Below are 24,616 nucleotides of genomic sequence, written 5' to 3'. Positions count from 1 at the left end.
GTTATTTCAGCAGCTTATCCAGCATGTTGATATCAGTGTTGTTGTGCAGGTGCGGTACCGTCCAGCCGTGCTGGTCGTACTCGGACATGCAGCGGTCAACCATCGCCATCATCTTGTCCATGTTGCCGGAGCTTTGCGCCTGACGCAGGCATTGCAGGCGGATCTCATCCTGGCTACCGGAGTAGTTGATTTCGTACAGCTCGTGACGTCCACCAAACTCGCTGCCGATGGCATCCCACATCAGTTTCAGAATCTTGATGCGTTCGACATGATCCATCCCGTTGGAGCCGCGCACGTACTTCGCCAGGTACTGGTCGATCTGCGGGTTGTTCAGGTCCCGCGCGCTGGACGGCAGGTAGATCAGCCCGGAGGTCACGTTACGTTCGATGATGTTCTTGATCTTCGCATAGGCCATTGGCGCCATCACGCGGTAGGTCTGTAACGCCGCGTGGTCAGGCAGATACGCGCCGTTTACCCACGGAGTGGCTTCGGAGCACATGGAGTCGCTCAGCGCCCAGAACATGTTGCGCCACGCCACCACTTCGCCGAGATCCGCCTGCACGCCGCGGAACTCGAGGGTGCCGGTACACTCCAGCGACTTCTTCAGCAGAGCGGTGATGAAGTCGAGCTTCACTGCCAGACGCACGCAGGCCTGAAGCGGGTACATGCGGGCGAAGCCACCTTCCATCGTCCAGCGACGGCAGCGGTCGAAATCACGGTAGATCAGCACGTTTTCCCACGGGATCAGCACATGATCCATTACCAGAATGGCGTCGTTCTCGTCAAAGCGGCTGGAGAGCGGGTAGTCGTACGGAGAGCCTGTCGCCCCTGCCACCATCTCGTAAGAGGCGCGGGAGATCAGCTTCACCCCTTCGGCATCCATCGGCGCGACGAACATCAGCGCGAAGTCCGGGTTTTCGCCCATCACCTGCGCAGAACCAAAACCGATCATGTTGTAGTGGGTCAATGCCGAGTTGGTGGCCACCACTTTCGCGCCGCTGACGATGATCCCGGCGTCGGTCTCTTTCTCCAGCTTGATGTAAACGTCTTTCACCTCGTCCGCCGGTTTATGGCGATCGATCGGCGGGTTGACGATGGCGTGGTTAAAGTACAGGCCGGTTTCCTGAATACGGGTGTACCAGTTGCGGGCGTTCTGCTCGAACTGACCGTAGAAGGCAGGGTTAGCGCCGAGCGCGCAGCCGAACGCGGCTTTGTAGTCCGGCGTACGCCCCATCCAGCCGTAGCTCAGGCGCGACCACTCGGCGATGGCGTCACGCTGCTGGCGCAGATCGTCGGCACTTTTCGCCACGCGGAAGAATTTATGGGTGTAGCCGCCGCTGCCGGTATCGGTACCCCAGCAGAGGGTATCCTGCATGTCTGGCTTGTGCAGGGCATCGTACATCTGGGCGATGGACGCCGCCGCATTGCGAAATGCCGGGTGGGTAGTGACGTCCTTAACGCGCTCGCCGTAGATATAAATCTCACGGCCATCTTGCAGGCTTTTTAAATACTCTTCACCGGTTAACGGACGTTTGGCATCAGCGCGGAAATCTTCAGGCTTCATAGGGACCTCGTATCGGAAGATGGTTGTTAAATTTATGTTTTGTTTTTGTTGTTTAATTGAAGCGTGAGAGGGGCGGAACGTGAAGGGACGATTGGGACAACGGCAGGTACTTTTCGCGAGAGATCGCAGAGTGTGATTTCCCTCACCCTAACCCTCTCCCAAAGGGAGAGGGGACGGTTACTCCCTCTCCCTTTGGGAGAGGGCAGGGGTGAGGGGAACAGGCGATACCGGTACTTTCTGCGCCCGGTATGCACTGGGTGAACACCCCGTCAGTCGGTTAAAAAAACGGGCGAAATAGGCCGGATCTTTAAACCCCAGCTGCCAGGCAATTTCGCTCACTGTGCTGTCGGAAAACAGCAGCAAACGCCTGGCTTCCCGCAGCTGGCGGTCGAAGATCAGCCGTTTCGGCGAGCGGTTGGCGAAGCGGCGACAGATATCGGTCAGGCGAGATTCGGTGAGATGCAATTCGCTTGCATACTCCGGCACCGTCCAGTGCTCGTGGTAATGAGCATCTGTCAGCTGGTTAAAGCGCTGAAAAAGCTTCAGCTCACCGCGCATGCCGCCTGACGCGTGGTCGTCGAGCTTCGCGTTGCGCAGCAGCAGGGTAAAAACGGCCTGGGCCAGCAGGACCAGCGTATGCTCGCGACCGGGCAGTTGTTCCGTGGATTCCCGGGCAATCAGCTGCCAGTAGTGCTTCAGCGCCGCCAGCTCGTCAGGCCTGTCGGCAAGCGACAGGCAGATCCCCGGCAGGCCGAACGCTTCCCGCGTACCGGGGTAGAGCACTTCTAACAGCGGCCAGATGAGATCCTCGCGCACCGTCAGCACGTGGCCGTCGCTGTCGGATTCGGTAATAAACGCGTGCGGCACCGACGGTGGCGTTAGCACGAACAGCGGCGCCTGCACCGAGTAACGGTGGTCGTCGAGCTGGAGCTCAATCTGCCCGGTGTCGAGAAAATGCATCTGAAAATACTGGTCGTGGCGGTGCGCCTGCATGTCGCGGCCAAAAAAGGCCGCCATGCGGGCGAACGACTGGTAGTGCACATCGTCGGTGCCCAGACTTTCGTCGTAATCCTTGCTGATATCAATGTTGGCGATGGGGCTCTGGCACATGATCGTTCCTCTGTTGATCCCGCTGCGTCATCGGAATGCGCGTCAGCACCAGCGCGCCCACCACCAGCAGACCCGCCACGAACCACAGTCCCGAGCTGAAGCTGCCGGTCGCGTCGCGCAGAATACCTATCAGCAATGGGCTGACGGCAGACCCGACGTTGCCGATGGCGTTGATCACCGCCAGCGCCACCGCGCGGGATTGCAGGCTAATAACCTGATCCGGCGTGGTCCAGAATATCGCCATGGCGGTAAACGATCCGGTTGAGGCCATGATGATGCCAAGCAGCTGGATCAGGCTGTGATCGGTCGCCGAGGCCAGCATCCATCCCGCCGCTGCAAACAGATACGGCAGGATGGTGTGCTTTTTTCGCTCTTTCAGCCTGTCGGAGCGGCGGCTCCACCAGATCATCCCGAGGATGGTGCAAAACTGCGGGATCGCCGCCAGCAGGCCAATCACGATATTGCTGCTGCCGGTGTTGAAGCTTTGCAGGATCTGCGGCGTCCAGATGTTGATCGCGCTCAGCGTATTCGTCAGGCAGAAGTAGGCCAGCGTGTAGAGCAGCACGGCGGGCGTCAGCACCTCGCGCAGCGTCGATCGCGGCGTGGCGGCGTGCGCAATGGCCAGCTCCTGTTCGCGGGCGATCATCGTTTTGAGTGCCTGCTTTTCGTCATCATCCAGCCAGGTGGCCTGATCCGGGGTGTCGTTAAGGTAGAACCAGGTCACCACGCCGAGCACCACCGACGGCAGCCCCTCCAGCAGGAACAGCCACTGCCAGCCCTTCAGGTTCCACAGCCCGTCCATCGCCAGAATGTACCCGGAGAGGATCGAGCCGAGCATCATGGTCACCGGCATGGCGATCATAAACAGCGCGTTGGCGCGGGCGCGGTGATACGCCGGGAACCACCAGGTGAGATAGACCAGAATGCCTGGCAGGAAACCGGCTTCGGCAATGCCCACCAGCATGCGCAGGACATAAAGCGTTTCGGGGCTGGTGGCGAACATGGTGCAGGTAGAGGCGATGCCCCACACCACCATGATCCCGGCGATCCAGCGGCGGGCGCCGACCTTCGCCAGCATGATGTTGCTGGGGATACCGCACAGCACGTAGGTCACGTAAAACAGCGTCGCGGCCAGGCCAAACATGGTTGACGTGAGGCCCAGATCTTTGCCCATCGTCAGCCCGGCAAAGCCGATGTTGATGCGATCGAGAAACGAGAAAACAAACAGGATAAAAAGAAACACGATCAAACGACGGAACAGCTTATTAATAACGCGATGTTCAACAGCTTTATTATGCAGGGTTGAGGTCGTCATGTTGCGCTCCACATCGTACGTTTAGTAGACGGATTTATTGTTATCAACTGCTGTGGTGACGTCGGTAAAGCGGGCCGCCAGCGCTTCGGCGCTGCGGGCGAGCAGGGTGGTATCCACGCCGACCGCGACAAACAACGCGCCGAGGCTGAGATAGCGTTTTGCCAGCTGTTCATTCGCCATCAGGATGCCGGGCGCTTTGCCCGCGCTGAGGATCTGCGCGATCGCCTGTTCAATGGCGGCCTGCACCTCCGGGTGCTGCGGATTACCGGCGAAGCCCATGTCGGCGCTCAGATCCGCCGGGCCGATAAACACGCCGTCCACCCCTTCCACGTCCAGGATCTGCGGCAGGTTTTTCAGCGCCTCGCGAGTTTCGATTTGCACCAGCACGCACATGGCGTCGTTAGCCTGATGCAGATACTCCGGGATGCGGTTCCAGCGCGACGCCCGCGCCAGCGCGCTGCCGACGCCGCGAATGCCGGCAGGCGGATAGCGGGTGGCGCTGACCGCCAGACGGGCTTCGTCGGCGTTTTGCACCATCGGCACCAGCAGGGTTTGCGCCCCCACGTCCAGCAGCTGCTTGATCTGCACCGGATCGTTCCACGATGGGCGCACCACCGGCTGGCTGGGATAAGGGGCGATGGCCTGGAGCTGAGTCAGGACGGTCTGCACGCTGTTCGGCGCGTGCTCCCCGTCGATCAGCAGCCAGTCAAAACCGGCCCCGGCCAGTAGCTCAGCGCTGTAGCTGCTGGTCAGCCCCAGCCACAGGCCGATTTGTGGCTTTCCGGCTTTCAGCGCGGTCTTAAATGCGTTTTCCATGGTGCACTCCTACACAAAGCGGCAGCTAATCGAGCCCATGTTGCCGTAGTCGACGTGGAAGGTGTCGCCTCTGCTGGCGGCAACCGGGCGGGTAAACGAGCCGCCGAGGATGATCTGGCCTGGCTCAAGCTGCACGTCGTATGGCGCCAGTTTGTTCGCCAGCCACGCCACGCCGTTTGCCGGGTGGTTAAGCACGCCTGCGGCGACCCCGGTCTCTTCGATCACGCCGTTGCGGTAGAGCAGGGCGGAGATCCAGCGCAGATCCAGCTCGTCGGGTTTAATCGGGCGGCCGCCGAGGATCACGCCCGCGTTGGCGGCGTTATCGGAGATGGTGTCGAACACCTTGCGCGGGCGCTGGGTTTCCGGGTCAACGTTATGGCAGCGGGCGTCGATCAGCTCCAGGGCGGGGATGACGTAATCCGTGGCGTTGTAGACGTCGAAGATCGTGCAGTTCGGGCCGCGCAGCGGTTTTGCCAGCACGAAGGCCAGCTCCACTTCGATGCGCGGGACGATAAAGCGATCCACGGGGATGTCGCTGCCGTCGTGGAAGAACATATCGTCCAGCAGCGCGCCGTAGTCCGGCTCGCTGATCTGCGAGCTGGCCTGCATCGCTTTGGAGGTGAGGCCGATCTTGTGGCCTTTCAGCACGCGGCCTTCGGCGATTTTCAGGCTCACCCATTCGCGCTGGACGGCGTAGGCGTCTTCAATGGTGATCTCCGGGTACTCCAGCGAGATCGCGCGGATCTGCTCCCGGGATTGTTCCGCCTGATGCAGGCGGTGGGCGATCAGGGTATGGGTGTGTTTGTCGAGCATGGCGTATCCTTTGTGCGGCTGTTGCCGGGTGGCGCTTCGCTTACCCGGCCTACGGTTCGGTGCTGCTGTTGCCGGGTGGCGCTGCGCTTACCCGGCCTACGGTTTGGGGCCGTTGTAGGCCCGGTAAGCGCAGCGCCACCGGGCGAGCAAACGGCTACTTAAACAACGCGTGCACGTTGTTCTGCTTGTAATTAAGCGTCGGGTGCAGCTCGTCGAGCTCGAACGACAGCGCCAGATAGCGGGCGGCCATCAGCTCTGCAAAATGCGTTTTGATCAGCGCAAACAGCATCTCCCCCACGGCTTCCCGGCTTTCCAGGCTGCGCCCCGCGCCGATCTTTAGCGTCATATGCACAAAGGCGTAATCGTGCTTACCGTCTGCCATCTGCCAGGTGTCCAGCCAGTGGGCGCGGCTGCGGATACCGCCGATGGGGAAGATGCCCGTAGCGGCGAGCGCCTCGTTCACTTTGGCGAACAGCCCTGGCAGGTCGGCCTGCTCGCGGATGTTGTCGGTACATTCAGCAATAAAGTGCGGCATGGCGGCTCCTTACGCGGGCAGCGGGAAAACGGCGTTGACCTGGCCGGTGCCGGAGCTGGCGAACAGCTCGGTGAGAAACTCCACCTTACCGTCGTATTTGTCCCAGCCGAGCATCCCCAGCAGCATCACCGTGTCGTGCATATTGCCCTCGCCGTAGCAGTAGTCGGCGTACTCCGGCAGCATGCTGCAAAACTCCTTGAACTGCCCCTCGCGCCACAGCTTCACCACGCGCTCGTCCATCTGACGGTCAAACTCGCGGGTGTAGCTGTTCATCCCTTCCTCCGCGCGCTGGTCGTCGATAAAGCGGTGCGACAGCGAGCCGCTGGCGAGCACTGCCACGGTGCCGTCGTATTTTTCGATGGCACTGATGATGGCCTCGCCCAGCCTGCGGCTGTCGGCGAAGTCGTGAACCGTGCAGAACGCCGAGATGGAGATCACTTTGAAGTGCTTATCCGCGTTCATGTAGCGCATCGGCACCAGCGTGCCGTACTCCAGCTTCAGGCTCGGGATGTTGTGCGCCTTGGCGCGAACGCCAAGCTTCACCGCTTCGTCGGCAATCAGCTGGCCGAGTTCCGGGTTGCCGTCGTAGTCGTAGGTCATGTCGCGAATAAAATGCGGCAGCTCGTTGCTGGTGTAGACGCCCGAAAAATGGTCCGCGCAGTTGATGTGATACGCGCTGTTCACCAGCCAGTGGGTGTCGAAGACGATAATGGTGTCCACGCCCAGCTCGCGGCAGCGCTTGCTGATCTCTTTATGCCCGTCGATGGCCGACTGGCGGCAGCCGTGGTTTTTGCCCGGCAGTTCAGAGAGATACATTGACGGAACGTGTGTGATTTTTGCTGCTAAGGCTAATTTTCCCATGATCAGATCCCCCACTTTGGAATCGGATGGTCACCCATGGAGATACAGACGTTCTTCATCTCCGCGAAGACCTCGAAGCTGTACTCGCCGCCCTCACGCCCGGTGCCGGAGGCCTTCACGCCGCCAAACGGCTGGCGCAGGTCGCGCACGTTCTGGGTGTTGACGAACACCATGCCCGCTTCGATGCTGCGCGCCAGACGCAGCACTTTGCTGACGTCCTGGGTCCAGATGTAAGATGCCAGGCCGTACTCCACGTCGTTCGCCAGGCGCAGGCCTTCCGCTTCATCCTTAAACGGCAGCAGGCAGGCCACTGGCCCGAAGATCTCCTCCTGCGCCACGCGCATGCGGTTATCGACATCCGCCAGCACGGTCGGGCGCAGGAAGTTGCCGCCCTTCAGGTGCGCAGGCAGATCGGTCGGTTTGTCCGGGCCGCCCGCCAGCAGGGTTGCGCCTTCCTCAATGCCGAGCCGGATATAGCCGGAGACTTTTTCCCAGTGCTGCTGGCTGATGAGCGCGCCAATCTGGGTGTTCGGATCGGTCGGGTCGCCCACGCGCAGGCGGTTGGCGCGCTCGGCAAAGCGTTTGACGAACTCCGGGTAGATGCTCTGCTGGATGAAGATGCGCGAGCCGGCGGTGCAGCGTTCGCCGTTGATGGAGAAAATGGTAAACAGGGCGGCGTCCAGCGCGCGCTCGATGTCTGCGTCTTCAAAAATCAGCACCGGAGATTTGCCGCCAAGTTCCATGGAATACTTCTTCAGCCCGGCGTTTTTCATGATGTTGCGCCCGGTGGCGGTACCGCCGGTGAAGGAGACGGCGCGCACGTCATGATGACGCACCAGCGCGTCGCCCGCCGTGGCGCCATAGCCCTGCACCACGTTGAGCACGCCCGCCGGAATGCCCGCTTCGAGGGCCAGCTCGCCCAGACGGTCGGCGGTCAGCGGGGAGAGTTCAGACATCTTCAGCACCGCGGTATTCCCTAAGGCCAGGCACGGCGCGACCTTCCAGGTGGCGGTCATAAACGGCACGTTCCACGGCGACACCAGCGCGCAGACACCCACCGGCTGCACGAGGGTGTAGTTGAGCATCTTGTCGTCGACCGGGTAGGTTTTGCCGTTCATCTGCTGGCACACCTCGGCGAAGAACTCGAAGTTGTGCGAGGCGCGCGGAATGAGCACGTTTTTGGTCTGGTGGATCGGCAGGCCGGTGTCGGCGGTTTCCATCGCGGCAATGTCCGGCACGTTCTGGTCAATCAGATCCCCCAGGCGACGCATCAGGCGCGCGCGCTCCTTCATCGGCAGGTTGGCCCATTTCGGAAACGCCTCTTTGGCGGCGGCAACGGCCTGATGGATTTCGGCTTCGCCGCCGGAGGCCACTTCTGCCAGCACCTCGCCGGAGGCCGGGTTAGTGGTTTGGAAGTACTCACTTCCGGCGACGTTTTTACCGTTGATCCAGTGGTTAATCTTTTTCATTTTGCAGTCTCCTCACTGACAATTCGGTTTACCAGACGGCCTACTCCTTCCACTTCCACCACCACCTCATCGCCCGGCACCACGTCGGACAGCCCCTTCGGCGTGCCGGTGGCAATCATGTCGCCCGGTTGCAGGGTCATGAAATCACTCAGATACGCAATCAAGTAGGGGATGCTGAAGATCAGGTCTGCCGTGGTGCCTTCCTGACGCAGTTCACCGTTGACGTAGGTGCGAAGACGAAGGTTGTGCGGGTCAGGAATGGCTTCTTTTGGCACTACGTTCGGGCTGATTGGGGTCAGCCCGTCGCGGCTTTTCACCCGCAGGTTCGGGCGATAGTAGTTTTCGAGATAATCGCGGATGGCGTAGTCGTTGCACACCGTGTAGCCCGCAACATACTCCATCGCCTCGGCTTCACTGACCTTGCGCGCGGTTTTGCCGATGACCACCACCAGCTCGGCTTCGTAATGCATGTATTCAATGTTGTTTGGGCGCACCGAGGTCTGGTTGTCGCCGTTAAAGGTGTTTGGCGCTTTGATAAACACCAGCGGCTCGGTGGGCGGTTTGAAGTCCAGCTCGCTGGCGTGATCGGCGTAGTTCAGGCCGAGGGCGAACAGCGTGGCGAGCGGCGGCGTGCGCGAAGCGATGGCAACGTCGCGTTCCTCCACCACCGGGTTTTCCAGCGGCGGAAATCCTTCTGCCAGAATACGTACCCGATCGCCCGGGCGAACTTCGACGCGGCTTTGCGGAGTGCCGAGCAATATCGCATCGCCGGGGTTCAGGGTGGCAAATTCGCTCAGGGCGCTCAGCAGTTCGGCGGCGTTGCGGTGCAGATCGGCCGTGTTCCAGTGGTCCGCTTCGCGGCCGTTGATCTCGGTGATGATGGTCAGATTATCCACATTATCAACGGCGACAGGTTCGCCGAGCGGGCAAAATCCATCCCGGCATTTGGCTTTGATCGCCGGACGGTAGAAGCTCTCTTCCGGCAGGCTGATTTCGTTAGCCAGCGCGTAGCCGGCGATGTACGCCGCCGCCTCTTCAACGCGTACTTTGCTGGCGGTTTTGCCCACCACCAGCGCCACCGTCGCGCCGCTTAACACGGTTTCTCCCTGCGGGAAGGGAATCGGTTCGCCTGCGCGGATAACAGTGTTATGTGGCTTGATAAACCACACCGCCGTTTTTGGCGGCGCGTTATAGGGGGCTTTTTCAAACGCCTCAGCCCAGGCCACTCGCTGGCTTTGGTGGTTTAGCGCTACGGCAAAAACAGTACCTTTCATTCCCATACTCCTCAAACCGGCTGTCCGGTTTTGATTTCATTAATATGTTAATGATCTGGTTTTATGCTTTTGCTGTTCGTTTCGCAATCAGAAGTGAATAATTTGTGATGCAAATAACAATAAATTTACATAAAAGGGTGAATTGATATTTAAATCAATAATTTAAAAAAATAGCTTTGTTTCTGTTAGACTTTTTGGGTTAAAACGTGTTGTCTATAAAAGCATCTGTTTTTAATTGTTTATTTGTTAATGATGTAAGGGGTAGATGATGCATGACTCATTAACCATCGCGCTGTTGCAGGCGCGTGAAGCGGCGATGGGCTACTTCCGCCCGATAGTGAAGCGGCATAATCTGACCGAGCAGCAGTGGCGTATCGTCCGCGTGCTGGCCGAGCATCCCTCCATGGATTTTCACGATCTGGCGTTCCGCACCTGTATTTTGCGCCCAAGCCTGACCGGCATTCTGACGCGGATGGAGCGCGACGGTCTGGTGCTGCGCTTAAAACCGGTGACTGACCAGCGCAAGCTGTACGTGTCGCTGACGAAAGAAGGCAACGCGCTGTACCAGCGTGCTCAGGCTCAGGTGGAAGAGGCGTACCAGCAGATAGAGGCGGAATATACGCCTGAGAAGATGAAGCAGCTCACGGCGCTGCTGGAAGAGTTTATTGAACTTGGAAACCGACATATCGCCGCGAGGGACGAAGCGTAAAAACCCTAAATTCCAGGATGATTTTCGTAAAGTTTTCTAATGCCAGGCCGAATATTCTGTATCTGCCTGAGGAAAGAGAAAACATGTTAAACCGAATCAAGATTGTCACCAGCTTACTGCTGGTTTTAGCGATATTTGGCCTTTTACAACTCACGTCTGGTGGTCTTTTCTTCAATGCCCTGAAGCATGACAAAGAGAATTTCACCATCCTGCAAACCATTCGCCAGCAACAATCCACCCTGAACGGTAGCTGGGTGGCGCTGCTGCAAACCCGTAACACCCTGAACCGCGCGGGTATCCGCTATATGATGGATCAGAACAATATCGGCAGCGGCTCAACCGTCGCCGAGCTGATGCAGATTGCCTCTGCGTCTCTGAAACAGGCGGAAAAAAACTGGGCGGATTACGAAGCGCTGCCGCGCGACCCGCGTCAGAGCGACGCTGCGGCACTGGAAATCAAACGTAATTACGATATTTACCATGGCGCGCTGGCTGAGCTGATCCAGCTGCTGGGGGCGGGCAAAATCAATGAGTTCTTCGACCAGCCGACCCAGAGCTATCAGGATGGCTTTGAGAAGCAGTACGTCAACTACCTGCAACAGAACGACGCGCTGTATCAGACCGCGGTTGAAGACAGCAACAGCTCTTACCGCCAGGCTATCTGGGTGCTGATTAGCGTGCTGGCTGCGGTGCTGGTGGTGATTGTTGCCGTCTGGCTGGGTATTCGTCAGGCGCTAATTTCGCCGCTGAACCGTCTGATTGACAGCATTCGTCATATCGCCAGCGGCGACCTGGTGAAGCGCATCGACGTGGAAGGCTCCAACGAGATGGGTGTACTGGCTGACTCCCTGCGCCATATGCAGGGCGAGCTGGTGCGTACCGTGGGTGACGTGCGTAACGGCGCCAACGCCATTTACAGCGGTGCGAGCGAAATCTCGATGGGCAATAACGATCTCTCATCCCGTACCGAACAGCAGGCTGCCTCTCTGGAAGAGACCGCCGCCAGCATGGAACAGCTGACTGCCACCGTGAAGCAGAACGCCGAGAACGCCCGTCAGGCGAGCAACCTGGCGCTGAGCGCGTCTGAAACCGCGCAGAAAGGCGGCAAGGTGGTGGATAACGTGGTGCAGACCATGCGTGACATCGCCGGCAGTTCGCAGAAAATCGCCGATATCATCAGCGTGATCGACGGGATTGCCTTCCAGACCAATATTCTGGCGCTGAACGCGGCGGTAGAAGCGGCGCGTGCGGGCGAGCAGGGGCGTGGTTTTGCGGTGGTTGCAGGTGAAGTCCGAAACCTGGCGCAGCGCAGCGCCCAGGCGGCTCGCGAGATCAAGAGCCTGATTGAAGACTCCGTGGGGCGCGTGGAAATTGGTTCAACGCTTGTTGAAAGCGCGGGTGAAACCATGGGTGAGATCGTGAATGCGGTAACGCGCGTGACGGATATCATGGGCGAAATCGCGTCTGCGTCTGACGAGCAGAGCCGCGGTATCGACCAGGTTGGGCTGGCGGTGGCTGAGATGGACCGCGTGACCCAGCAGAACGCCTCGCTGGTGGAAGAGTCTGCGGCGGCGGCCGCGGCACTGGAAGAGCAGGCGAGCCGTCTGACGCAGGCCGTTGCGGTGTTCCGTATTCAGCAGGAACAGATGAAGGCGCGCGAGTTCGCCTCGGCGAAAAGCGTTGCCGCACCGGTAGTGGCGCGTAAACCGGCGACCGCAGACGCGGGCGATAACTGGGAAACGTTCTGACGCTGTGCGTTTTGCCGGGTGGCGACTGCGCCTGACCCGGCCTACGGATTGTGCGTTTCGCCGGGTGGCGGCTGCGCCTTACCCGGCCTACGGGTTGTGCGTTTCGCCGGGTGGCGGCTGCGCCTGACCCGGCCTACGGGATGTGCGTTTTGGCGGGTGGCGGCTACGCCTTACCCGGCCGGCGGAATTGGGTTTTGTAGGCCCGGTAAGCGCAGCGCCACCGGGCGATTTTACAGAGGCAGGCGCATGGCGCAGCGGGAACCATACGCTAAACCGTGCGCCGTCTCTTCCTCGCGTTTCTGGCGCAGTTCTGGCGTCAGCGTCGTCATCATTTCAAACCCTAATCGCCTGTAGAAGGGCGCATTCCACGGGACATCACGAAACGTCGTTAACGTCAGCGAGTTCAGCCCCAGACTGCGGGCATGCGCGGCGGCACGGGCGATTAACTGGCGTCCAAGACCTCGTCCCTGCCAGTCCAGGTGAACCGACAGTTCCACAATAAACAGCGTCGATGGATGAGCTTCGGCGAGAATAAAGCCCACGGGCCTGTCGTCAGCCAGCGCCAGCCAGCTTAATCCGCGTCCGGCGTAACCGAGGTGATCTTCAACAGAAATAACCTCATTGTCTGCCAGCCAGGCCAGCTCAGGAACGTCGCGAAACCGCTGCCCCGCCGCGCGTTCAATGGCGGGCAGGGCAGCGACGTCGTCGATGCGCGTCGGGCGAAGAGTGAACGCCGTCATCAGCCAGCGCTGCTCACAATTTTAATCTCCACCATGCCGATCCCCAGCTTGCGCGGAGCGTGACCGAGAATATTCCCTTCGTTAGTGGACTGCGGATCGGGTGGCACAATGACCAGCGTATTGCTGCGCGTTGGGTTATCGAAATGCAGCGTGCTGGTGGTGACATCGTTGCTCAGCGTCAGCGTCTGTTCTTTATCACCGACGCGCACCGGTATAGGACGGTTTGCGTTGGGACCAAATGCCCTGGCGGTGATCACCAGATCGAATTTCTCCGGCAGCGGATGGGTATATTCAATTTTCACCTCATCGCCCAACTGCGCGTTAGACCAGCGCCCCCAGGATTCCGGCCGTGAAATACCGCTGAACTGCTTCACCTCTTCCGGCGCGCCGGCAACATTAAAGATGAAGCTGTCTGCTTTATAACGAATGTCGTTGTCGACGATTTTCAGCAGGTCTACGTTGCGCTGATAGCGTGCGGTATCAATAATCGTATCTTTAAACGCGGTTTTTCCCTGCCACTGCGGTTTGTCAACGTGTTGCACGGTCTGCTCGCCGCCGAGTTGCCCCTGAGAGACGCACCAGTCGGTGGACAGCGAGAGCTGTTGCGACCAGAGCTGGCCCATTTTGTAGCATTTGTCGACCCAGACGAAATTATCGCGCGGGGCAAATTCCGCCAGCTGGAAGCGCAGTGGCGCGGAGTATTCGCTTTCCGGCAGCGGCTCGACGCGGTTATCCGACACGCGCAGCAGCAGCGGCAGGCGGAAATGGCTGCCGGAGAACGCGATCATTTTTTTATCCTGATCGATGGTGAAGTCTTTTATCTCTTTCGGGAAGTTCCACAGACGAATGATATCCGGCTTCCAGGCGAGGATTTTTTCCTTCATGTTGAGGAAGATTTCCGACAGGGACTGGCCCGACAGCGTACTGCGGCCCAGGCCAATGAAGTTATCGCCACCCAGAATATCCAGCACGGTAGCGCCGTTATCCATCGAGTTACGTTTAGCGGCAATGATCTCCTGCTGCGGTTTATCGCCGCGCAGCACAAAGAACAGGTTGCTGCGATCCAGCTTATTCAGCTCATCCCAGGCGCTGTTTTTCATCGCCAGATGGTCAGATGAGACGACGATGACCGTATTTTTGAAATACGGCGACGCTTTGATTTTCTCGATTAACGCCGCGATATGCTCCTGGCTACAGGTCACGGCGCTGAACGACTTGTTGTTTTTACCGTCAATGTCATAGCCCTGACGTTTACAGGTGCGTGAGACGAAACCATCCGGATGATGCGTGTCAACGGTCAACGCAAACAGCGAGAAGCGTTTACCGGCGCGGGAAAGCTCCTCGAATTTCTTCCAGGTTTCATCCAGAACGGTATCGTCGTAAAAGCCCCAGTCGTTGCGGTAGGCCGGATCGGCCACCGTGGTTTTCAGCTCTTCGGAACCATACAGGTGATCGAAACCGTGGGATTTCAGGAACACATCTTTCCCGGCAAAGCGCAGGTTAGCGCCCTGCATAAAGTAGTTTTCATAGCCCGAGTTTTTCAGGATATCGCCGAGGCAAATATTCTGCGGGAAGAAGCTCGACATTGAGGCGGAGGCGTTGCCTTCAAACGGGGCGAACAGCGGAATGCCGCACTGAGAGGCCACCATCCCGGCGATGGTGTAATCCGTGCCAGGGAGCTGCATGGTGTGGCTGAAGTCGAGGCCCTGGTTTTTCAGCGCGCCAAGCTCTGGCGTCAGGTTCGGGAAAGCATCGTTATCAAAATAGGTGCGTTCCAGACTTTCGCCGTAGATATAGACCAGGTTGAGTCTGGGATTGTCGATCTTCTTCGAGGGTTCTTTGTAATAGGCCGCAAAGTCCGGATCGCCATCGCGCGACTGGGATTTTACCAGCTCGGTAATTTGATGGAATGCCGGGCTGGCATCCACGGAGGCCAGCGCCAGGCACAGCGCCAGCAGGCTGTAGCCATGATGATGCGGACGGTGACGGCGACGGCGCAGAACCCAGGCCAGCGCGGCGAAGATGCCCACCAGGGCGACCACCAGCCCCAGACCCGGAAGGATGTACTTACCCACACCAGCGCCGGTGAGGCTGTTGGTCAACGTGTAGAGCACCGCGTCGTTAATACCGTCGCCGGTAAAGTAATCGCTGGCATATAACGTAATGTTTAAAACAATAAAAATGCCGAGCACCACCAGGGTGGCCACAAACCACCAGGTGTGACGACCGGCTTTCCAGGCATAAACGCCGATGGAAGCCAGGAAAAGGACAAGGGACATTAACTCTGACAACAGCAGATCCTCATCATGCCGGACGCTTAGCCGACTAATTGCTTATTTTTTGGGTAATACAATGTAATTGCGATGTCGCTTAGCTGCAATTTTAGTGTCACGAAAGTGTGCTGTTGTTAGGATTTGGTTTATAAAATCGGATTTTTGAATACAGTCGCATCGTGGCACACGGAGGCTGAGGTGGTGGCAGGGGGTAAAAAAACGCACTTCACGCCGCGGTGTAAGACTAACGTAATAAACCCGGCGTGTTGTGGCAGAAAATGGGAGGCGATCAGGAGAGGAAATTAACGCCTTGTTTCAGCACCAGATCGCAGGCTTTCGTTTTCACCTGTTTCGCCAGAGATGAATTTCCAAGGGTGCTGAGGTTCAGCTGCTGGCCATTTTGCGCGTTCAGCAGACCCTGAATACCGTCCATATAGTTGGTGTCCGCTTTCTGCTCCTGGGTGTCCAGACCCAGTTTACCCAGTACCTGGTTTTTGATGTTTTCGGTATCGGTAACGGAAGCCAGTTTCTGCTTCGCGCAGTATTCCAGAATGCCCGCCGCGTTGTTCATCGTTCCGGCGCTCAGGCTTTGGGAGCTGTTACTCAGCAGGCCGGTGAGGGACGAGGCTGACAGCCCGCCCTGGGAAGTGCCGCTCTCTTTGGTTAACTCACTTGCTGCGCTGGAGAGCGACTCCTGCCATGATGCGGCCTGCGCTGCGCCAGTCACCAGCAGGGCGCCAGTAAGGATGCTGATAAGAAACTGTTTTTTCATAATGATTTACTCAACAAGGTCCGTTTTGGGCCAAAAGTGGGTTCAGTATATACCTCTGCTCTTCCGGTGCTCCCTGGAAATATCTTAATACTCTTTGCCGGTAACGCGGCTGCGATAGCTGTCCCAGTCGAAGATGACGTACAGGCTGTTACCCAGCTTCATGCGATCCATCACCCGCTCGCCAAGAAGTCGGGTCATCTCGTCGATATTGTGGTTCGTCAGCATACCGGTTGGGCGTTTTGACGACGAACGGCGATCGACAATCTGATTGATGATCACTTTTTCGTAGCGGGACTCCGTCTGGACGCCGATCTCGTCGATGACCAGCAAATCCACGTTACTCAAATCATTCAGCAGCTGTTCTTCGCTGGTTTCGCGGTTACTGAAGGTGTCCTTCATGGCGGACATAATATCGGCCACGGTGATAATCAGCACTGACTTCCCGCGCAGCAGCAGCTCGTTGCAGATAGCGGCCGCAAGGTGATTTTTCCCCGTGCCGGGTTTTCCGCTAAAGATGAAGCTGGCAATGTTGCCGTCAAATTCATCCACGTACTGGCGCGCCTGGTTGAGGGCGTTCATCTGCCCCTGTGACTCGACCTTATAATTCTCGAAGGAGCAGTTCTGGTGCAGAGGGCGAATGCCCGAGCGGTTAAAGGTGCGCTGCATTTTCATCGCGCGGTTTTCGCGGGCGAGGGCAGCCGCGCGAATTTTACCCTGCTCTTTTTGCCATGCCAGCAGCTCTTCACCGGTGGTGAAGGCGGGCTTCACGTTGGCGGGCATCATCTTCTGCAAACGTTTCATCAGGTCGCCGACGTTTTTCATTTCGCACCTCGGAATCCATCAGGGATTTTTTTGTCCGGTTCTGAAAAGGCATTGATATCACGTTTTGGCTGGCCATTGTTGCTGGCGCGGTTGATTTGCAGACTGCGCGCGAACTTTTGCTGCCACTGAACATGGTGGAAGACTTTTCCTTCAGCCTGCCAGTAAGCGGTAAAGGCCGCCAGCTCTTCTGGCGTCGCGGGCTGCGCGAGGGCTATTCCCCATAAGGCCGCCTGCCGCTGAAAATCGGCGTCCGGCTGCCAACCGGCGTACATGGGAAATTTCCCCATTGGAACGGCCACCGGGGCGCTGGCGGGTTCGTCAAAAAACTGATTATCCAGCATGACATCGCTCGCCGGTCGCGACAGCTTCGCTTCAATTTCCAGAAGCTGCGCCAGACGTTCCGGCGTGACCGCATAAAACGCCGGGGCGTTGTCGGCAAATACCGCGAGCGTGCCGCCTTCGGCGTGCGTCAACACACCGCGAGGATCGCGCATAAAGGCATCGATGCCAGCAATGCTGGTGGTCAGGATTCTGGAGGACATAACACTTTCTCAACTGATTACTACGGACGTGATTGAGGGTTATGGTAGCACAGAGAGAGGGGGAGGAAAGGAGAGGATTTCCCCGGCGGCGTTACGCTTACCGGGGCTAAAATCACAGGCGGCAGTTTACGCGATGATGTTCAGCGTCACGTCGATATTGCCGCGCGTCGCGTTAGAGTACGGACAGACGATATGCGCTTCATCCACCAGTTTTTTGGCTTCCGCTGCGTCCATCCCTTCAACGTGGATGTTCAGCTTCGCTTCGATACCAAAACCGGTTGGCAGCGGGCCAATCCCCACTTCGCCTTCAATAAAGGCGTCTTTTGGCAGAGCGAATTTGTCGCGTGCCGCAACGAACTTCATTGCGCCCAGGAAGCAGGCGGAGTAGCCCGCAGCGAACAGCTGTTCAGGGTTGGTTACTTCACCCCCCATGCCGCCCATCTCTTTTGGCACACCCAGTTTGACATCCAGAACGCCATCGGAAGACGTTGCGCGGCCATCACGGCCTCCGGTTGCTTTGGCTTTGGCAGTGTAGACAACTTTTTCTAAAGACATGGCAGGTTCCTCATCTTACGTTTATATGCACTATTAAATAGCGCGCGATGTATTAAGTTAGAATCAGACGCGTAAAGTATAGCCTTACGCGCGATGAAGCTGTTGGCGCAAAAGTTCGAGCTGTTGCTTGAGCGCCAGCATGGTGTCGGTATCACACTGCGCTGCACAGCCCACGGCGTGGGGTATCGTCACGGCCTGCTGTTGTAGCGCCCGACCCGCGTCGCTCAGGGTGACGGCGACCTGACGCTCATCCTGACGGGAACGCTGGCGGAAGATTAATCCTGCGCTTTCCAGGCGTTTCAGCAGGGGAGTCAGCGTGGCGGAATCCAGGAACAGCCGCTCGCCAATGTCTGACACCGTAATATCATCCTTCTCCCACAGCACCAGCATCACCAGATATTGCGGGTAGGTCAGGTTAAGCGGCGCCAGCAGTTGCCGATACAGCTTGTTAAGCGCCAGATTTGCCGAATAGAGGGCAAAACAGAGCTGGTTATCCAGCAGAAGCGCGTTGGTGGTGTCGTTCGTTTTTGCGTCCATGAAATGAATATAGATAGCGCACGATACAATTGCAAGCGATTTTATTATACGCGTGGACGTTTGCGATAAAGCCATAATCCGGGGATCGACAGGCCGATGGAGAGCGCGCCCACAATCGACGAGGCTTTAAGGAAATTGCTCAGAAGCAGGATCATCTGCGGTTCGCTGTAGCCAAAGTGGCTGATTTTGACGGCGGAGATCATCGCCGTATAGGCTGAAATGCCCGGAAACATAGGAATGACTGCCGCCACGGTGAACACTTTCGGGTGCGCCAGATACCAGCGGGACCACTGAATACCGATGCTGCCGACCAGCATGGAGGCGATAAACGTCGACCATTCGATATTAAAGCCCGAGGTCATCATGATCATACGTGAGCCGTGGCCAATGGCACCCAGCAGCGCACACCAGGGTAATGCACGCTGTGGGACGTTAAACACCATCGCAAAGCCAACGGCGGGAAGGGCTGCCAGGAGCATGTCCTGCGCCAGTGCGAGCAGAAAATCCATCACGCCCATCCGCGTAACCCCCAGAGTGTCATGGCCATTACCACCCCGATACAGGTCGCCAGCGTCAGCAGGCTGGCTATCGCCCAGCGCGCCAGACCGGTGTTGATGTGGCCTTTGAACATATCAGCGACGGCGTTGATTAAGGGAAAACCCGGCACCAGCAGCAATACGCTGGCGGCCATCGCAACAGTAGGCGTGCTGGCGAAGTAAGGCTGGCGCAAAAGCAGGCCGGATACGGTTGTCGCCACGAACGCCGTGATGCAGAAGTTAATTTGCGGATGCAGTTGCCTGTGCGTCAACAACTGGCGGACATACATCGCGATGCTGCTGGCAAAGAAGGTCACGACAGCGCCGTCCCAGCCGCCCGCGTTGAGCTTGCAGAAGCAGGCGCAGGAGAGTCCCACCATCAGCACAACCAGCCAGCGTGGATACCGGAGAGGTTTGATCTGGTTGAAGCGTTTCTCTATCTCCCTCAGATCGAGCAGCTTGTGTTCTGCAAGGATCACGATGTGCTGCACTTCCGTCACGACGTGCATGTTAATGCCGCGGTCATGATTTTTACGGGTGGAGGTCAGGCACTGTCCGTCTTTAATGGTGGTCAGCACAATGGCATTTGACGAGATGGAGCTCTCAACGCTGTCCATCCCCAGCGCCAGCCCAAGGCGTGTGGAAAGTTCTTCCACGAGGGCGCTTTCTGCCCCGTGTTGTAAGAGAAAAAGCCCGCACTGAATACATAGCCGCGTGGTAGCACGTTGCGTAGACCGATCTGCCTGCATGAAACGCCCTGAAGAGAAGAGAGATTGCTTACTTTTAACACAAAGGGCCGGGCCCTTTGCGCTGGGCCAGATCAACATTTGTGCAATCAGTCGCGTGAGCAGGGGGAGAAAACCGCACTTTCTATTTATTTAATGAATATAAAAATAGAGATTTATAAAGACAATATATTAAGTATTTCTAATTTCATATTTTCAATCTTTTCACGCAATCTTAATTAAAGTTTTGTGGTCTTTATGCGATATTAAGCCAGTATTGGGCGTTTCTTAACCCATGTGACATTTCTTCTGATTTGCGAGTATTAAGCCGTTTTGTACTGAGGGATGCAAGCGTGTTTAAACTCGTAGGGTTAGTTCGTTCTTAAATAATGAATTTATGACAGGGAGGGTCTATGTTGCCATTGAATGGTAAACACGGAGTGGTGATTAGTAGAGTGCCGGTTATGCAAAATGGGCTAGGTGGCGTCATGACGCGTCATTTTCCTGATTTTGAAATAACGTACTGCCGTTCGATGCAGGAGTTGACGCTACTACAATTGCGTCGCGCTGGGGTCGTTATTGCCGATACTTCAGGTGAGTATCGTAATCCTCGCGGCACGCTTGAGCAGTATTATGGATTAATGAATCAGTATCGGGACATTCACTGGATATTCCTTGTCTCGCGTCCCCTTTATCCACTTGCAGTAGAGCTTCTTATGCGTCCGGAAAGCACGCTGCTTTCGGATATGGAACCGATCGAAGGCGTTATTAACGCTATTCGCGCGGGCAGTGAACGTGCCGAGCGAATAAGCCAGACGTTATTAATACCGGAAACGTCCGATATTGAAGAAGAGAGTGAGCAAATGATTGCGCTCACCCACTCTGAACGCAAGGTGTTGCGTTTATTAGGTAAAGGTTGGGGAATCAACCAAATAGCCACGCTGCTGAATAAAAGTAATAAAACGATCAGTGCACAGAAAAACAGTGCAATGCGCCGCTTATCACTTCGCAGTAATGCCGATATGTACGCGTGGATAAGCAGTACCCAGGGAATGCGAGAACTCAGTTTAATGTCGGCTTATGGAGAGTTTGAGGAATGGAAAAGACCACTGCAACAAGACATATCGCCGTCATCGAAAGCTGCTCAATGAGCGCTGTAGGGCTGAAGCATCTCTTTGCGATGCCCGCCCTGAGCCATTACCAGGTGCACCTGTTTAGCAGATTCGCCAGCTTTAAAGCGGCGCTCTCGGATATCTCATTCTATGCGGTTATCTATTCACTGTCTGATGAGCGTGAAGAGCGGAGAAACTGTCTGGCCTGTTTACGGGATCTCACCTTCACCCACAGCGACGTCCAGCGTATCGTGCTGGCCTCTGACGAAATGGAGGCGAGGCTGGTCAGCCATCTTTCGCCTTCTCGCTTGCATGGGATAATCAGTAAATCGGTTCCGCTAAAGCAGCTAATGGAGGGGCTGGAGACATTACTCAGCGAAACGCATCAGGTGAATGACAACATGTACAATCACTGGTGTGTGAGCCAGAATCGTATGTTAAGCCCAACCGAAAGGGCAATACTGCGTTATATGTCATCGGGATTTTCAATCCCTGAAATTGCGGCGCAGCTTGAACGCAATATTAAAACCATCCGGGCGCATAAGTTTAACGCAATGGTAAAGCTGGGCGTCAATTCTGACGTGGGATTACTGGATGCGGCGGATATCCTGGCGCATCTCCCTGCCCGGGAAGTGCGTCGTTCAGCTCTCACCGTTCCTTCATTCTCTCAGCGTTAAGTGGTGCGCCAGAGTTCTTCTGGCGCAACGTTTAAATGCAGACATCGACCCATTTTGCTGCGGTCAGCTCCGCCATTCTGTCGGGCGATATACGCACCGCACTGTGGATGGCACCCGCTGCGGGTAACACTTCCGCGTACTGTTTTAATGTGATGTCACAGTAAACAGAGAGCGGATTTTCCAGTCCGAAAGGGCAGACGCCGCCAACAGGATGACCCGTCAGGGTGACTACCTCATCGCTGCTGAGCATGCGGGCTTTTGCGCCGAATGTCTCTTTAAGCTTTTTGTTATCCAGACGCGCATCGCCTTTTGCAACCACCAGAATCACGTCATTTTTAATTTTCAGTGACAGCGTTTTGGCAATTTGGCCGGGTTCAACGTTGTGCGCGGCAGCAGCAAGGGCAACAGTCGCTGTGCTTTGGTTAAGCTCAATGATCTCTATATCCGGAGCGTGTTCGGCAAAAAACTGTTGTACAGACTGCAAACTCATTGATTCCTCCTGACAAATATCCTGCGTAATCTGTCATAAGAATTTAGTCGCTGTAAATATCCCTTAAGTAACAAATATCCGTCAGGGGCGATTTCTGGATCGCCTTCACATTCACAGAAACCGGTTACAGTAACCGGTTGCAGAGCGTGATGCAGAGATTAATACTAAGTGTGTAACTTCCCCTGTATCTAATAATAAGAGCTAATTATGAAACCATTCCGTTTGAGCAGTACCGCAGGTACACGATCCGGCAAGGTTGTGACGCTGATGTATGGAACAACGTGTGACGTGAGAGCGTCCAAAACGAACGTCTGACAGGAGATCTGCTATGTCTGCCAACCACGCTGCATTTAATCTGATTTTCCGCTTCGTTGAAAATTATGTCAGCCCTATTGCCGGGCGCATTTCTTCCCAGCGTCACGTTATGGCTATTCGTGACGGGTTTATCTCAGCGATGCCGTTTATGATTGTAGGCTCGTTTTTATTAGTGTTCGCTTACCCGCCTTTTTCGCCTGATACCACCTGGGGTTTTGCTCGCGCCTGGCTGGATATGGCGAAGCAGTTTGAAGGTCAAATTCTGACGCCGTTTGATATGACAATGGGGGTGATGTCCCTTTATATCTGTGCGGCTATTGCCTACAACCTGGGCAAACATTACGTTAAAACGCATCAGCTGGATCCGTTCATGTGCGCGATGCTGTCGCTGATGGCGTTCCTGCTGGTCGCCGCCCCTAAAACCAAAGGCGCTTTACCGGTGGATAGCCTGGGAGGGACCGGTATTTTCACCGCGATTCTGGTGGCGATCTATTGCGTTGAGATGATGCGTTTCCTGAAAGCACACAATATCGGGATCCGCCTTCCAGACCAGGTTCCACCGATGATCAAAAACTCGTTTGACCTGCTGATCCCGGTGCTGGTGGTGGTGCTCACGCTATACCCGCTGAGCCTGCTGATCCAGTCGCAGTTCGGTATGCTGATCCCACAGGCCATCATGTCGATATTCAAACCGCTGGTCTCTGCGGCTGACTCGCTGCCTGCGATCCTGCTGGCGGTGCTGATTGGCCACCTGCTGTGGTTTGCCGGGATCCACGGCGCGGCGATTGTCTCCGGGATGCTGCAAATGTTCTGGCTGACAAACCTGGGGGCGAACCAGACCGCGCTGGCGGCGAGCCAGCCTTTGCCACACATCTTTATGGAAGCCTTCTGGACGTTCTTTATCGTTATCGGCGGATCGGGGGCGACGATGGGGCTGGTGTTCTGCTATCTGCGTAGCAGCTCCGCGCACCTGCGCTCCATTGGACGTCTGAGCGTGGTACCAAGCATTTTCAATATCAATGAACCGGTGATTTTCGGTACGCCGATTGTGATGAACCCGGTGTTCTTTATTCCTTTCCTGCTGGCGCCGATGGTTAATGCCGTGCTGGCATGGGCAGCGATGAAGTTTGATCTGATTGGCCGCGTGATTTCCGTTGTGCCGTGGACGGCACCGGCTCCGGTTGGTGCCGCCTGGGCGCTGGGCTGGGATTTCCGTGCAGCCATTCTGGTGCTGGTTTTGGCCTGCGTTTCCGCCATTATCTATTTCCCGTTCTTCAAGGTGTACGAGAAACAGTTGCTTCAGCAGGAAGCGGAAGAAGCACAGCGTAATGGAGAAGAGGAAAATCAGCAGGTCGCTTAGGTAAAAGCAAAACGGCAACGCGAGTTGCCGTTTAATGACCACCAGAGCCGTATGTTCCCCCTCACCCCAGCCCTCTCCCTCAAGGGAGAGGGGGGCCGCCTGTGCAGGCATTAGCCCTGCGGGAGAGGGTAGGCCAGACTACTTAAGCGTGCAATCGCCACACTGCTGGACGTCCGGCAAACGGTAGCGCTGACAGCAGGTACGACGTACCAGAAGTCCCTCACGCGGAACCACGGTGCGGTAAAGAGGGTTATCCCGTCCATCCGACAGCTGTCTGGCAAAGAAACAGCTCTGACGCAGTGCATCCACTTTCTCGTCGCCGAGCAGCGGCTTCATCTCCGTTAAATACCAGTGGATAAGATACCCGGTATTACTCCAGATCAGTTTGCCGTTAATCTCTCCCGTCGCTTCCAGCGCATCAATGACCGGAACCAGCGCTCTTGTAATCAGCCGTTCCATACGCGCCTGCGCTGACAGGTGTCTCGCGCTCGGATCTTCGTGTACATCAATCCAGAAACAGGCAGCACGCCCGGTTTCATGAAACTCAACATGGAAATGCTCCGACGAGAGATCGAGCATCGTTTCCTGGGTCAACAGGGCCAGCATGACAGGCGGCACCATCAGCCCGATATACCACTGTGCCCAGAGGGATAACAGCGGTTTGTTTTCCCGCGTCAGGGTAGGTTGGTTACGATAAATATGGTCGGAATAGGTTGCCAGCAGTGACCGCAGCTCCGCAGGGCGTTGCCACTCAGTCAGCGTCAGAGCATGATGCGGCGGTGCTTCATCCAGTTTGATGAAATCCAGCAGATGGGCGCGCGTTACGGCAATTTTTTCCCGAATGGCATCCGCAAGCGTCGTTTCCCCGGCGGAGAGTGGAGCTCGCCAGAGCAGGGGCTCAACGATGTGTGCGGTACGAGTCGCCATAGTGTGGATTACAAATCTA

Annotated in this window: 25 protein-coding genes; 5 read left to right on the top strand and 20 right to left on the bottom strand. The window is 56.7% G+C overall.

Annotated elements, in window-relative coordinates; genetic code table 11:
• Window position 1 precedes the first annotated feature (1 nt).
• From hpaB to hpaG, 9 genes are all read right to left on the bottom strand, one after another.
• Window positions 2-1,564, bottom strand: a complete 1,563-nt coding sequence (gene hpaB, locus ACOTY5_RS14470; RefSeq protein ID WP_010427196.1) for a 4-hydroxyphenylacetate 3-monooxygenase, oxygenase component — start codon at window positions 1,562-1,564, stop codon at window positions 2-4.
• Window positions 1,565-1,741: 177 nt separating this feature from the next.
• On the bottom strand, window positions 1,742-2,674 hold the full coding sequence (hpaA, locus tag ACOTY5_RS14465; protein ID WP_015572590.1) for a 4-hydroxyphenylacetate catabolism regulatory protein HpaA: 933 nt from the start codon (window positions 2,672-2,674) through the stop codon (window positions 1,742-1,744).
• The gene (gene hpaX / locus ACOTY5_RS14460; RefSeq protein ID WP_015572591.1) at window positions 2,646-3,989 is read right to left on the bottom strand and encodes a 4-hydroxyphenylacetate permease; all 1,344 of its coding nucleotides are present in this window, start codon (window positions 3,987-3,989) and stop codon (window positions 2,646-2,648) included. The genes hpaA and hpaX overlap by 29 nt, the downstream gene beginning before the upstream one ends.
• 21 nt (window positions 3,990-4,010) lie before the next feature.
• On the bottom strand, window positions 4,011-4,805 hold the full coding sequence (hpaI, locus tag ACOTY5_RS14455; protein ID WP_015572592.1) for a 4-hydroxy-2-oxoheptanedioate aldolase: 795 nt from the start codon (window positions 4,803-4,805) through the stop codon (window positions 4,011-4,013).
• A gap of 9 nt (window positions 4,806-4,814) precedes the next feature.
• Window positions 4,815-5,618 carry a 2-oxo-hept-4-ene-1,7-dioate hydratase gene (gene hpaH / locus ACOTY5_RS14450; RefSeq protein ID WP_015572593.1) on the bottom strand — a complete coding sequence of 268 codons (804 nt, stop codon included), beginning with the start codon at window positions 5,616-5,618 and terminating at the stop codon, window positions 4,815-4,817.
• 154 nt (window positions 5,619-5,772) lie between these two features.
• Window positions 5,773-6,153: a 5-carboxymethyl-2-hydroxymuconate Delta-isomerase gene (locus tag ACOTY5_RS14445; RefSeq protein WP_023303044.1), complete on the bottom strand. Its 381-nt coding sequence runs from the start codon at window positions 6,151-6,153 to the stop codon at window positions 5,773-5,775.
• Between the two features lie 9 nt (window positions 6,154-6,162).
• A complete protein-coding gene (gene hpaD, locus ACOTY5_RS14440; protein ID WP_033486716.1) occupies window positions 6,163-7,014 on the bottom strand; it encodes a 3,4-dihydroxyphenylacetate 2,3-dioxygenase in 852 nt (283 codons plus the stop codon).
• Window positions 7,015-7,016: 2 nt separating this feature from the next.
• Window positions 7,017-8,483 carry a 5-carboxymethyl-2-hydroxymuconate semialdehyde dehydrogenase gene (gene hpaE, locus ACOTY5_RS14435; protein WP_017383848.1) on the bottom strand — a complete coding sequence of 489 codons (1,467 nt, stop codon included), beginning with the start codon at window positions 8,481-8,483 and terminating at the stop codon, window positions 7,017-7,019.
• On the bottom strand, window positions 8,480-9,757 hold the full coding sequence (gene hpaG, locus ACOTY5_RS14430) for a 4-hydroxyphenylacetate degradation bifunctional isomerase/decarboxylase (protein ID WP_062933998.1): 1,278 nt from the start codon (window positions 9,755-9,757) through the stop codon (window positions 8,480-8,482). The genes hpaE and hpaG overlap by 4 nt, the downstream gene beginning before the upstream one ends.
• A 268-nt stretch (window positions 9,758-10,025) precedes the next feature.
• Between hpaG and hpaR the strand changes: the two genes are divergently transcribed.
• Both hpaR and tsr read left to right on the top strand, forming a co-directional pair.
• Window positions 10,026-10,466 carry a homoprotocatechuate degradation operon regulator HpaR gene (gene hpaR, locus ACOTY5_RS14425; RefSeq protein ID WP_017383846.1) on the top strand — a complete coding sequence of 147 codons (441 nt, stop codon included), beginning with the start codon at window positions 10,026-10,028 and terminating at the stop codon, window positions 10,464-10,466.
• 83 nt (window positions 10,467-10,549) lie between these two features.
• On the top strand, window positions 10,550-12,214 hold the full coding sequence (tsr, locus tag ACOTY5_RS14420; RefSeq protein ID WP_017383845.1) for a methyl-accepting chemotaxis protein: 1,665 nt from the start codon (window positions 10,550-10,552) through the stop codon (window positions 12,212-12,214).
• A 230-nt stretch (window positions 12,215-12,444) separates the two neighbouring features.
• Here the strand turns inward: tsr and ACOTY5_RS14415 are convergent, their stop codons facing one another.
• From ACOTY5_RS14415 to ACOTY5_RS14375, 9 genes are all read right to left on the bottom strand, one after another.
• Window positions 12,445-12,954 (bottom strand): GNAT family N-acetyltransferase, encoded by a 510-nt coding sequence (locus ACOTY5_RS14415; RefSeq protein WP_045141642.1) that lies wholly within the window; start codon window positions 12,952-12,954, stop codon window positions 12,445-12,447.
• Window positions 12,954-15,245 carry a phosphatidylglycerol--membrane-oligosaccharide glycerophosphotransferase gene (opgB, locus tag ACOTY5_RS14410; protein ID WP_017383843.1) on the bottom strand — a complete coding sequence of 764 codons (2,292 nt, stop codon included), beginning with the start codon at window positions 15,243-15,245 and terminating at the stop codon, window positions 12,954-12,956. Before opgB ends, ACOTY5_RS14415 begins: the two co-directional genes overlap by 1 nt.
• A 271-nt stretch (window positions 15,246-15,516) precedes the next feature.
• The gene (locus ACOTY5_RS14405) at window positions 15,517-15,999 is read right to left on the bottom strand and encodes a DUF2501 domain-containing protein (RefSeq protein WP_015572603.1); all 483 of its coding nucleotides are present in this window, start codon (window positions 15,997-15,999) and stop codon (window positions 15,517-15,519) included.
• Between the two features lie 84 nt (window positions 16,000-16,083).
• A complete protein-coding gene (gene dnaC, locus ACOTY5_RS14400; RefSeq protein ID WP_003856580.1) occupies window positions 16,084-16,821 on the bottom strand; it encodes a DNA replication protein DnaC in 738 nt (245 codons plus the stop codon).
• Window positions 16,818-17,363, bottom strand: a complete 546-nt coding sequence (dnaT, locus tag ACOTY5_RS14395) for a primosomal protein DnaT (protein ID WP_003856579.1) — start codon at window positions 17,361-17,363, stop codon at window positions 16,818-16,820. The genes dnaC and dnaT overlap by 4 nt, the downstream gene beginning before the upstream one ends.
• A 126-nt stretch (window positions 17,364-17,489) precedes the next feature.
• Window positions 17,490-17,918: an organic hydroperoxide resistance protein gene (locus ACOTY5_RS14390; RefSeq protein ID WP_045141641.1), complete on the bottom strand. Its 429-nt coding sequence runs from the start codon at window positions 17,916-17,918 to the stop codon at window positions 17,490-17,492.
• A gap of 84 nt (window positions 17,919-18,002) precedes the next feature.
• Window positions 18,003-18,455 (bottom strand): MarR family winged helix-turn-helix transcriptional regulator, encoded by a 453-nt coding sequence (locus ACOTY5_RS14385; protein WP_045141640.1) that lies wholly within the window; start codon window positions 18,453-18,455, stop codon window positions 18,003-18,005.
• A 44-nt stretch (window positions 18,456-18,499) separates the two neighbouring features.
• Window positions 18,500-18,973 (bottom strand): threonine/serine exporter, encoded by a 474-nt coding sequence (locus ACOTY5_RS14380; RefSeq protein WP_015572605.1) that lies wholly within the window; start codon window positions 18,971-18,973, stop codon window positions 18,500-18,502.
• Entirely contained in the window at window positions 18,964-19,740 is a 777-nt protein-coding gene (locus ACOTY5_RS14375) for a threonine/serine ThrE exporter family protein (protein WP_017383842.1), read from the bottom strand. The genes ACOTY5_RS14380 and ACOTY5_RS14375 overlap by 10 nt, the downstream gene beginning before the upstream one ends.
• Before the next feature lie 389 nt (window positions 19,741-20,129).
• Between ACOTY5_RS14375 and ACOTY5_RS14370 the strand changes: the two genes are divergently transcribed.
• Both ACOTY5_RS14370 and bglJ read left to right on the top strand, forming a co-directional pair.
• Window positions 20,130-20,867, top strand: coding sequence for a helix-turn-helix transcriptional regulator (locus ACOTY5_RS14370; protein WP_045141639.1), 738 nt, complete (start codon window positions 20,130-20,132; stop codon window positions 20,865-20,867).
• The gene (gene bglJ / locus ACOTY5_RS14365) at window positions 20,864-21,505 is read left to right on the top strand and encodes a DNA-binding transcriptional activator BglJ (protein WP_017383840.1); all 642 of its coding nucleotides are present in this window, start codon (window positions 20,864-20,866) and stop codon (window positions 21,503-21,505) included. The genes ACOTY5_RS14370 and bglJ overlap by 4 nt, the downstream gene beginning before the upstream one ends.
• Before the next feature lie 31 nt (window positions 21,506-21,536).
• Here the strand turns inward: bglJ and ACOTY5_RS14360 are convergent, their stop codons facing one another.
• Window positions 21,537-21,995, bottom strand: a complete 459-nt coding sequence (locus tag ACOTY5_RS14360; RefSeq protein WP_003856572.1) for a YbaK/EbsC family protein — start codon at window positions 21,993-21,995, stop codon at window positions 21,537-21,539.
• Between the two features lie 328 nt (window positions 21,996-22,323).
• Here ACOTY5_RS14360 and ACOTY5_RS14355 point away from each other — a divergent pair, with 328 nt between their 5' ends.
• Window positions 22,324-23,670, top strand: a complete 1,347-nt coding sequence (locus tag ACOTY5_RS14355) for a PTS sugar transporter subunit IIC (RefSeq protein ID WP_062933999.1) — start codon at window positions 22,324-22,326, stop codon at window positions 23,668-23,670.
• Between the two features lie 138 nt (window positions 23,671-23,808).
• Here ACOTY5_RS14355 and fhuF read toward each other — a convergent pair whose 3' ends face one another.
• Complete coding sequence (gene fhuF, locus ACOTY5_RS14350; RefSeq protein ID WP_003856570.1) at window positions 23,809-24,597, bottom strand: siderophore-iron reductase FhuF; 789 nt, start codon at window positions 24,595-24,597, stop codon at window positions 23,809-23,811.
• Window positions 24,598-24,616 lie beyond the last annotated feature (19 nt).

Source organism: Enterobacter cloacae complex sp. SHL018, assembly GCF_049237905.1.
Taxonomy (GTDB): domain Bacteria; phylum Pseudomonadota; class Gammaproteobacteria; order Enterobacterales; family Enterobacteriaceae; genus Enterobacter; species Enterobacter hormaechei_C.
Note: the sequence above shows the minus strand (reverse complement) of the source record. Positions and strands in the feature narration are given on the sequence as shown.

Excerpts from the sequence above, each read along its gene's own strand:
- hpaB (WP_010427196.1), bottom strand. The coding sequence starts at position 1,564 with ATGAAGCCTGAAGATTTCCGCGCTGATGCCAAACGTCCGTTAACCGGT.
- hpaA (WP_015572590.1), bottom strand. The coding sequence starts at position 2,674 with ATGTGCCAGAGCCCCATCGCCAACATTGATATCAGCAAGGATTACGAC.
- hpaX (WP_015572591.1), bottom strand. The coding sequence starts at position 3,989 with ATGACGACCTCAACCCTGCATAATAAAGCTGTTGAACATCGCGTTATT.
- hpaI (WP_015572592.1), bottom strand. The coding sequence starts at position 4,805 with ATGGAAAACGCATTTAAGACCGCGCTGAAAGCCGGAAAGCCACAAATC.
- hpaH (WP_015572593.1), bottom strand. The coding sequence starts at position 5,618 with ATGCTCGACAAACACACCCATACCCTGATCGCCCACCGCCTGCATCAG.
- ACOTY5_RS14445 (WP_023303044.1), bottom strand. The coding sequence starts at position 6,153 with ATGCCGCACTTTATTGCTGAATGTACCGACAACATCCGCGAGCAGGCC.
- hpaD (WP_033486716.1), bottom strand. The coding sequence starts at position 7,014 with ATGGGAAAATTAGCCTTAGCAGCAAAAATCACACACGTTCCGTCAATG.
- hpaE (WP_017383848.1), bottom strand. The coding sequence starts at position 8,483 with ATGAAAAAGATTAACCACTGGATCAACGGTAAAAACGTCGCCGGAAGT.
- hpaG (WP_062933998.1), bottom strand. The coding sequence starts at position 9,757 with ATGAAAGGTACTGTTTTTGCCGTAGCGCTAAACCACCAAAGCCAGCGA.
- hpaR (WP_017383846.1), top strand. The coding sequence starts at position 10,026 with ATGCATGACTCATTAACCATCGCGCTGTTGCAGGCGCGTGAAGCGGCG.
- tsr (WP_017383845.1), top strand. The coding sequence starts at position 10,550 with ATGTTAAACCGAATCAAGATTGTCACCAGCTTACTGCTGGTTTTAGCG.
- ACOTY5_RS14415 (WP_045141642.1), bottom strand. The coding sequence starts at position 12,954 with ATGACGGCGTTCACTCTTCGCCCGACGCGCATCGACGACGTCGCTGCC.
- ACOTY5_RS14405 (WP_015572603.1), bottom strand. The coding sequence starts at position 15,999 with ATGAAAAAACAGTTTCTTATCAGCATCCTTACTGGCGCCCTGCTGGTG.
- dnaC (WP_003856580.1), bottom strand. The coding sequence starts at position 16,821 with ATGAAAAACGTCGGCGACCTGATGAAACGTTTGCAGAAGATGATGCCC.
- dnaT (WP_003856579.1), bottom strand. The coding sequence starts at position 17,363 with ATGTCCTCCAGAATCCTGACCACCAGCATTGCTGGCATCGATGCCTTT.
- ACOTY5_RS14390 (WP_045141641.1), bottom strand. The coding sequence starts at position 17,918 with ATGTCTTTAGAAAAAGTTGTCTACACTGCCAAAGCCAAAGCAACCGGA.
- ACOTY5_RS14385 (WP_045141640.1), bottom strand. The coding sequence starts at position 18,455 with ATGGACGCAAAAACGAACGACACCACCAACGCGCTTCTGCTGGATAAC.
- ACOTY5_RS14380 (WP_015572605.1), bottom strand. The coding sequence starts at position 18,973 with ATGGGCGTGATGGATTTTCTGCTCGCACTGGCGCAGGACATGCTCCTG.
- ACOTY5_RS14375 (WP_017383842.1), bottom strand. The coding sequence starts at position 19,740 with ATGCAGGCAGATCGGTCTACGCAACGTGCTACCACGCGGCTATGTATT.
- ACOTY5_RS14370 (WP_045141639.1), top strand. The coding sequence starts at position 20,130 with ATGTTGCCATTGAATGGTAAACACGGAGTGGTGATTAGTAGAGTGCCG.
- bglJ (WP_017383840.1), top strand. The coding sequence starts at position 20,864 with ATGAGCGCTGTAGGGCTGAAGCATCTCTTTGCGATGCCCGCCCTGAGC.
- ACOTY5_RS14360 (WP_003856572.1), bottom strand. The coding sequence starts at position 21,995 with ATGAGTTTGCAGTCTGTACAACAGTTTTTTGCCGAACACGCTCCGGAT.
- ACOTY5_RS14355 (WP_062933999.1), top strand. The coding sequence starts at position 22,324 with ATGTCTGCCAACCACGCTGCATTTAATCTGATTTTCCGCTTCGTTGAA.
- fhuF (WP_003856570.1), bottom strand. The coding sequence starts at position 24,597 with ATGGCGACTCGTACCGCACACATCGTTGAGCCCCTGCTCTGGCGAGCT.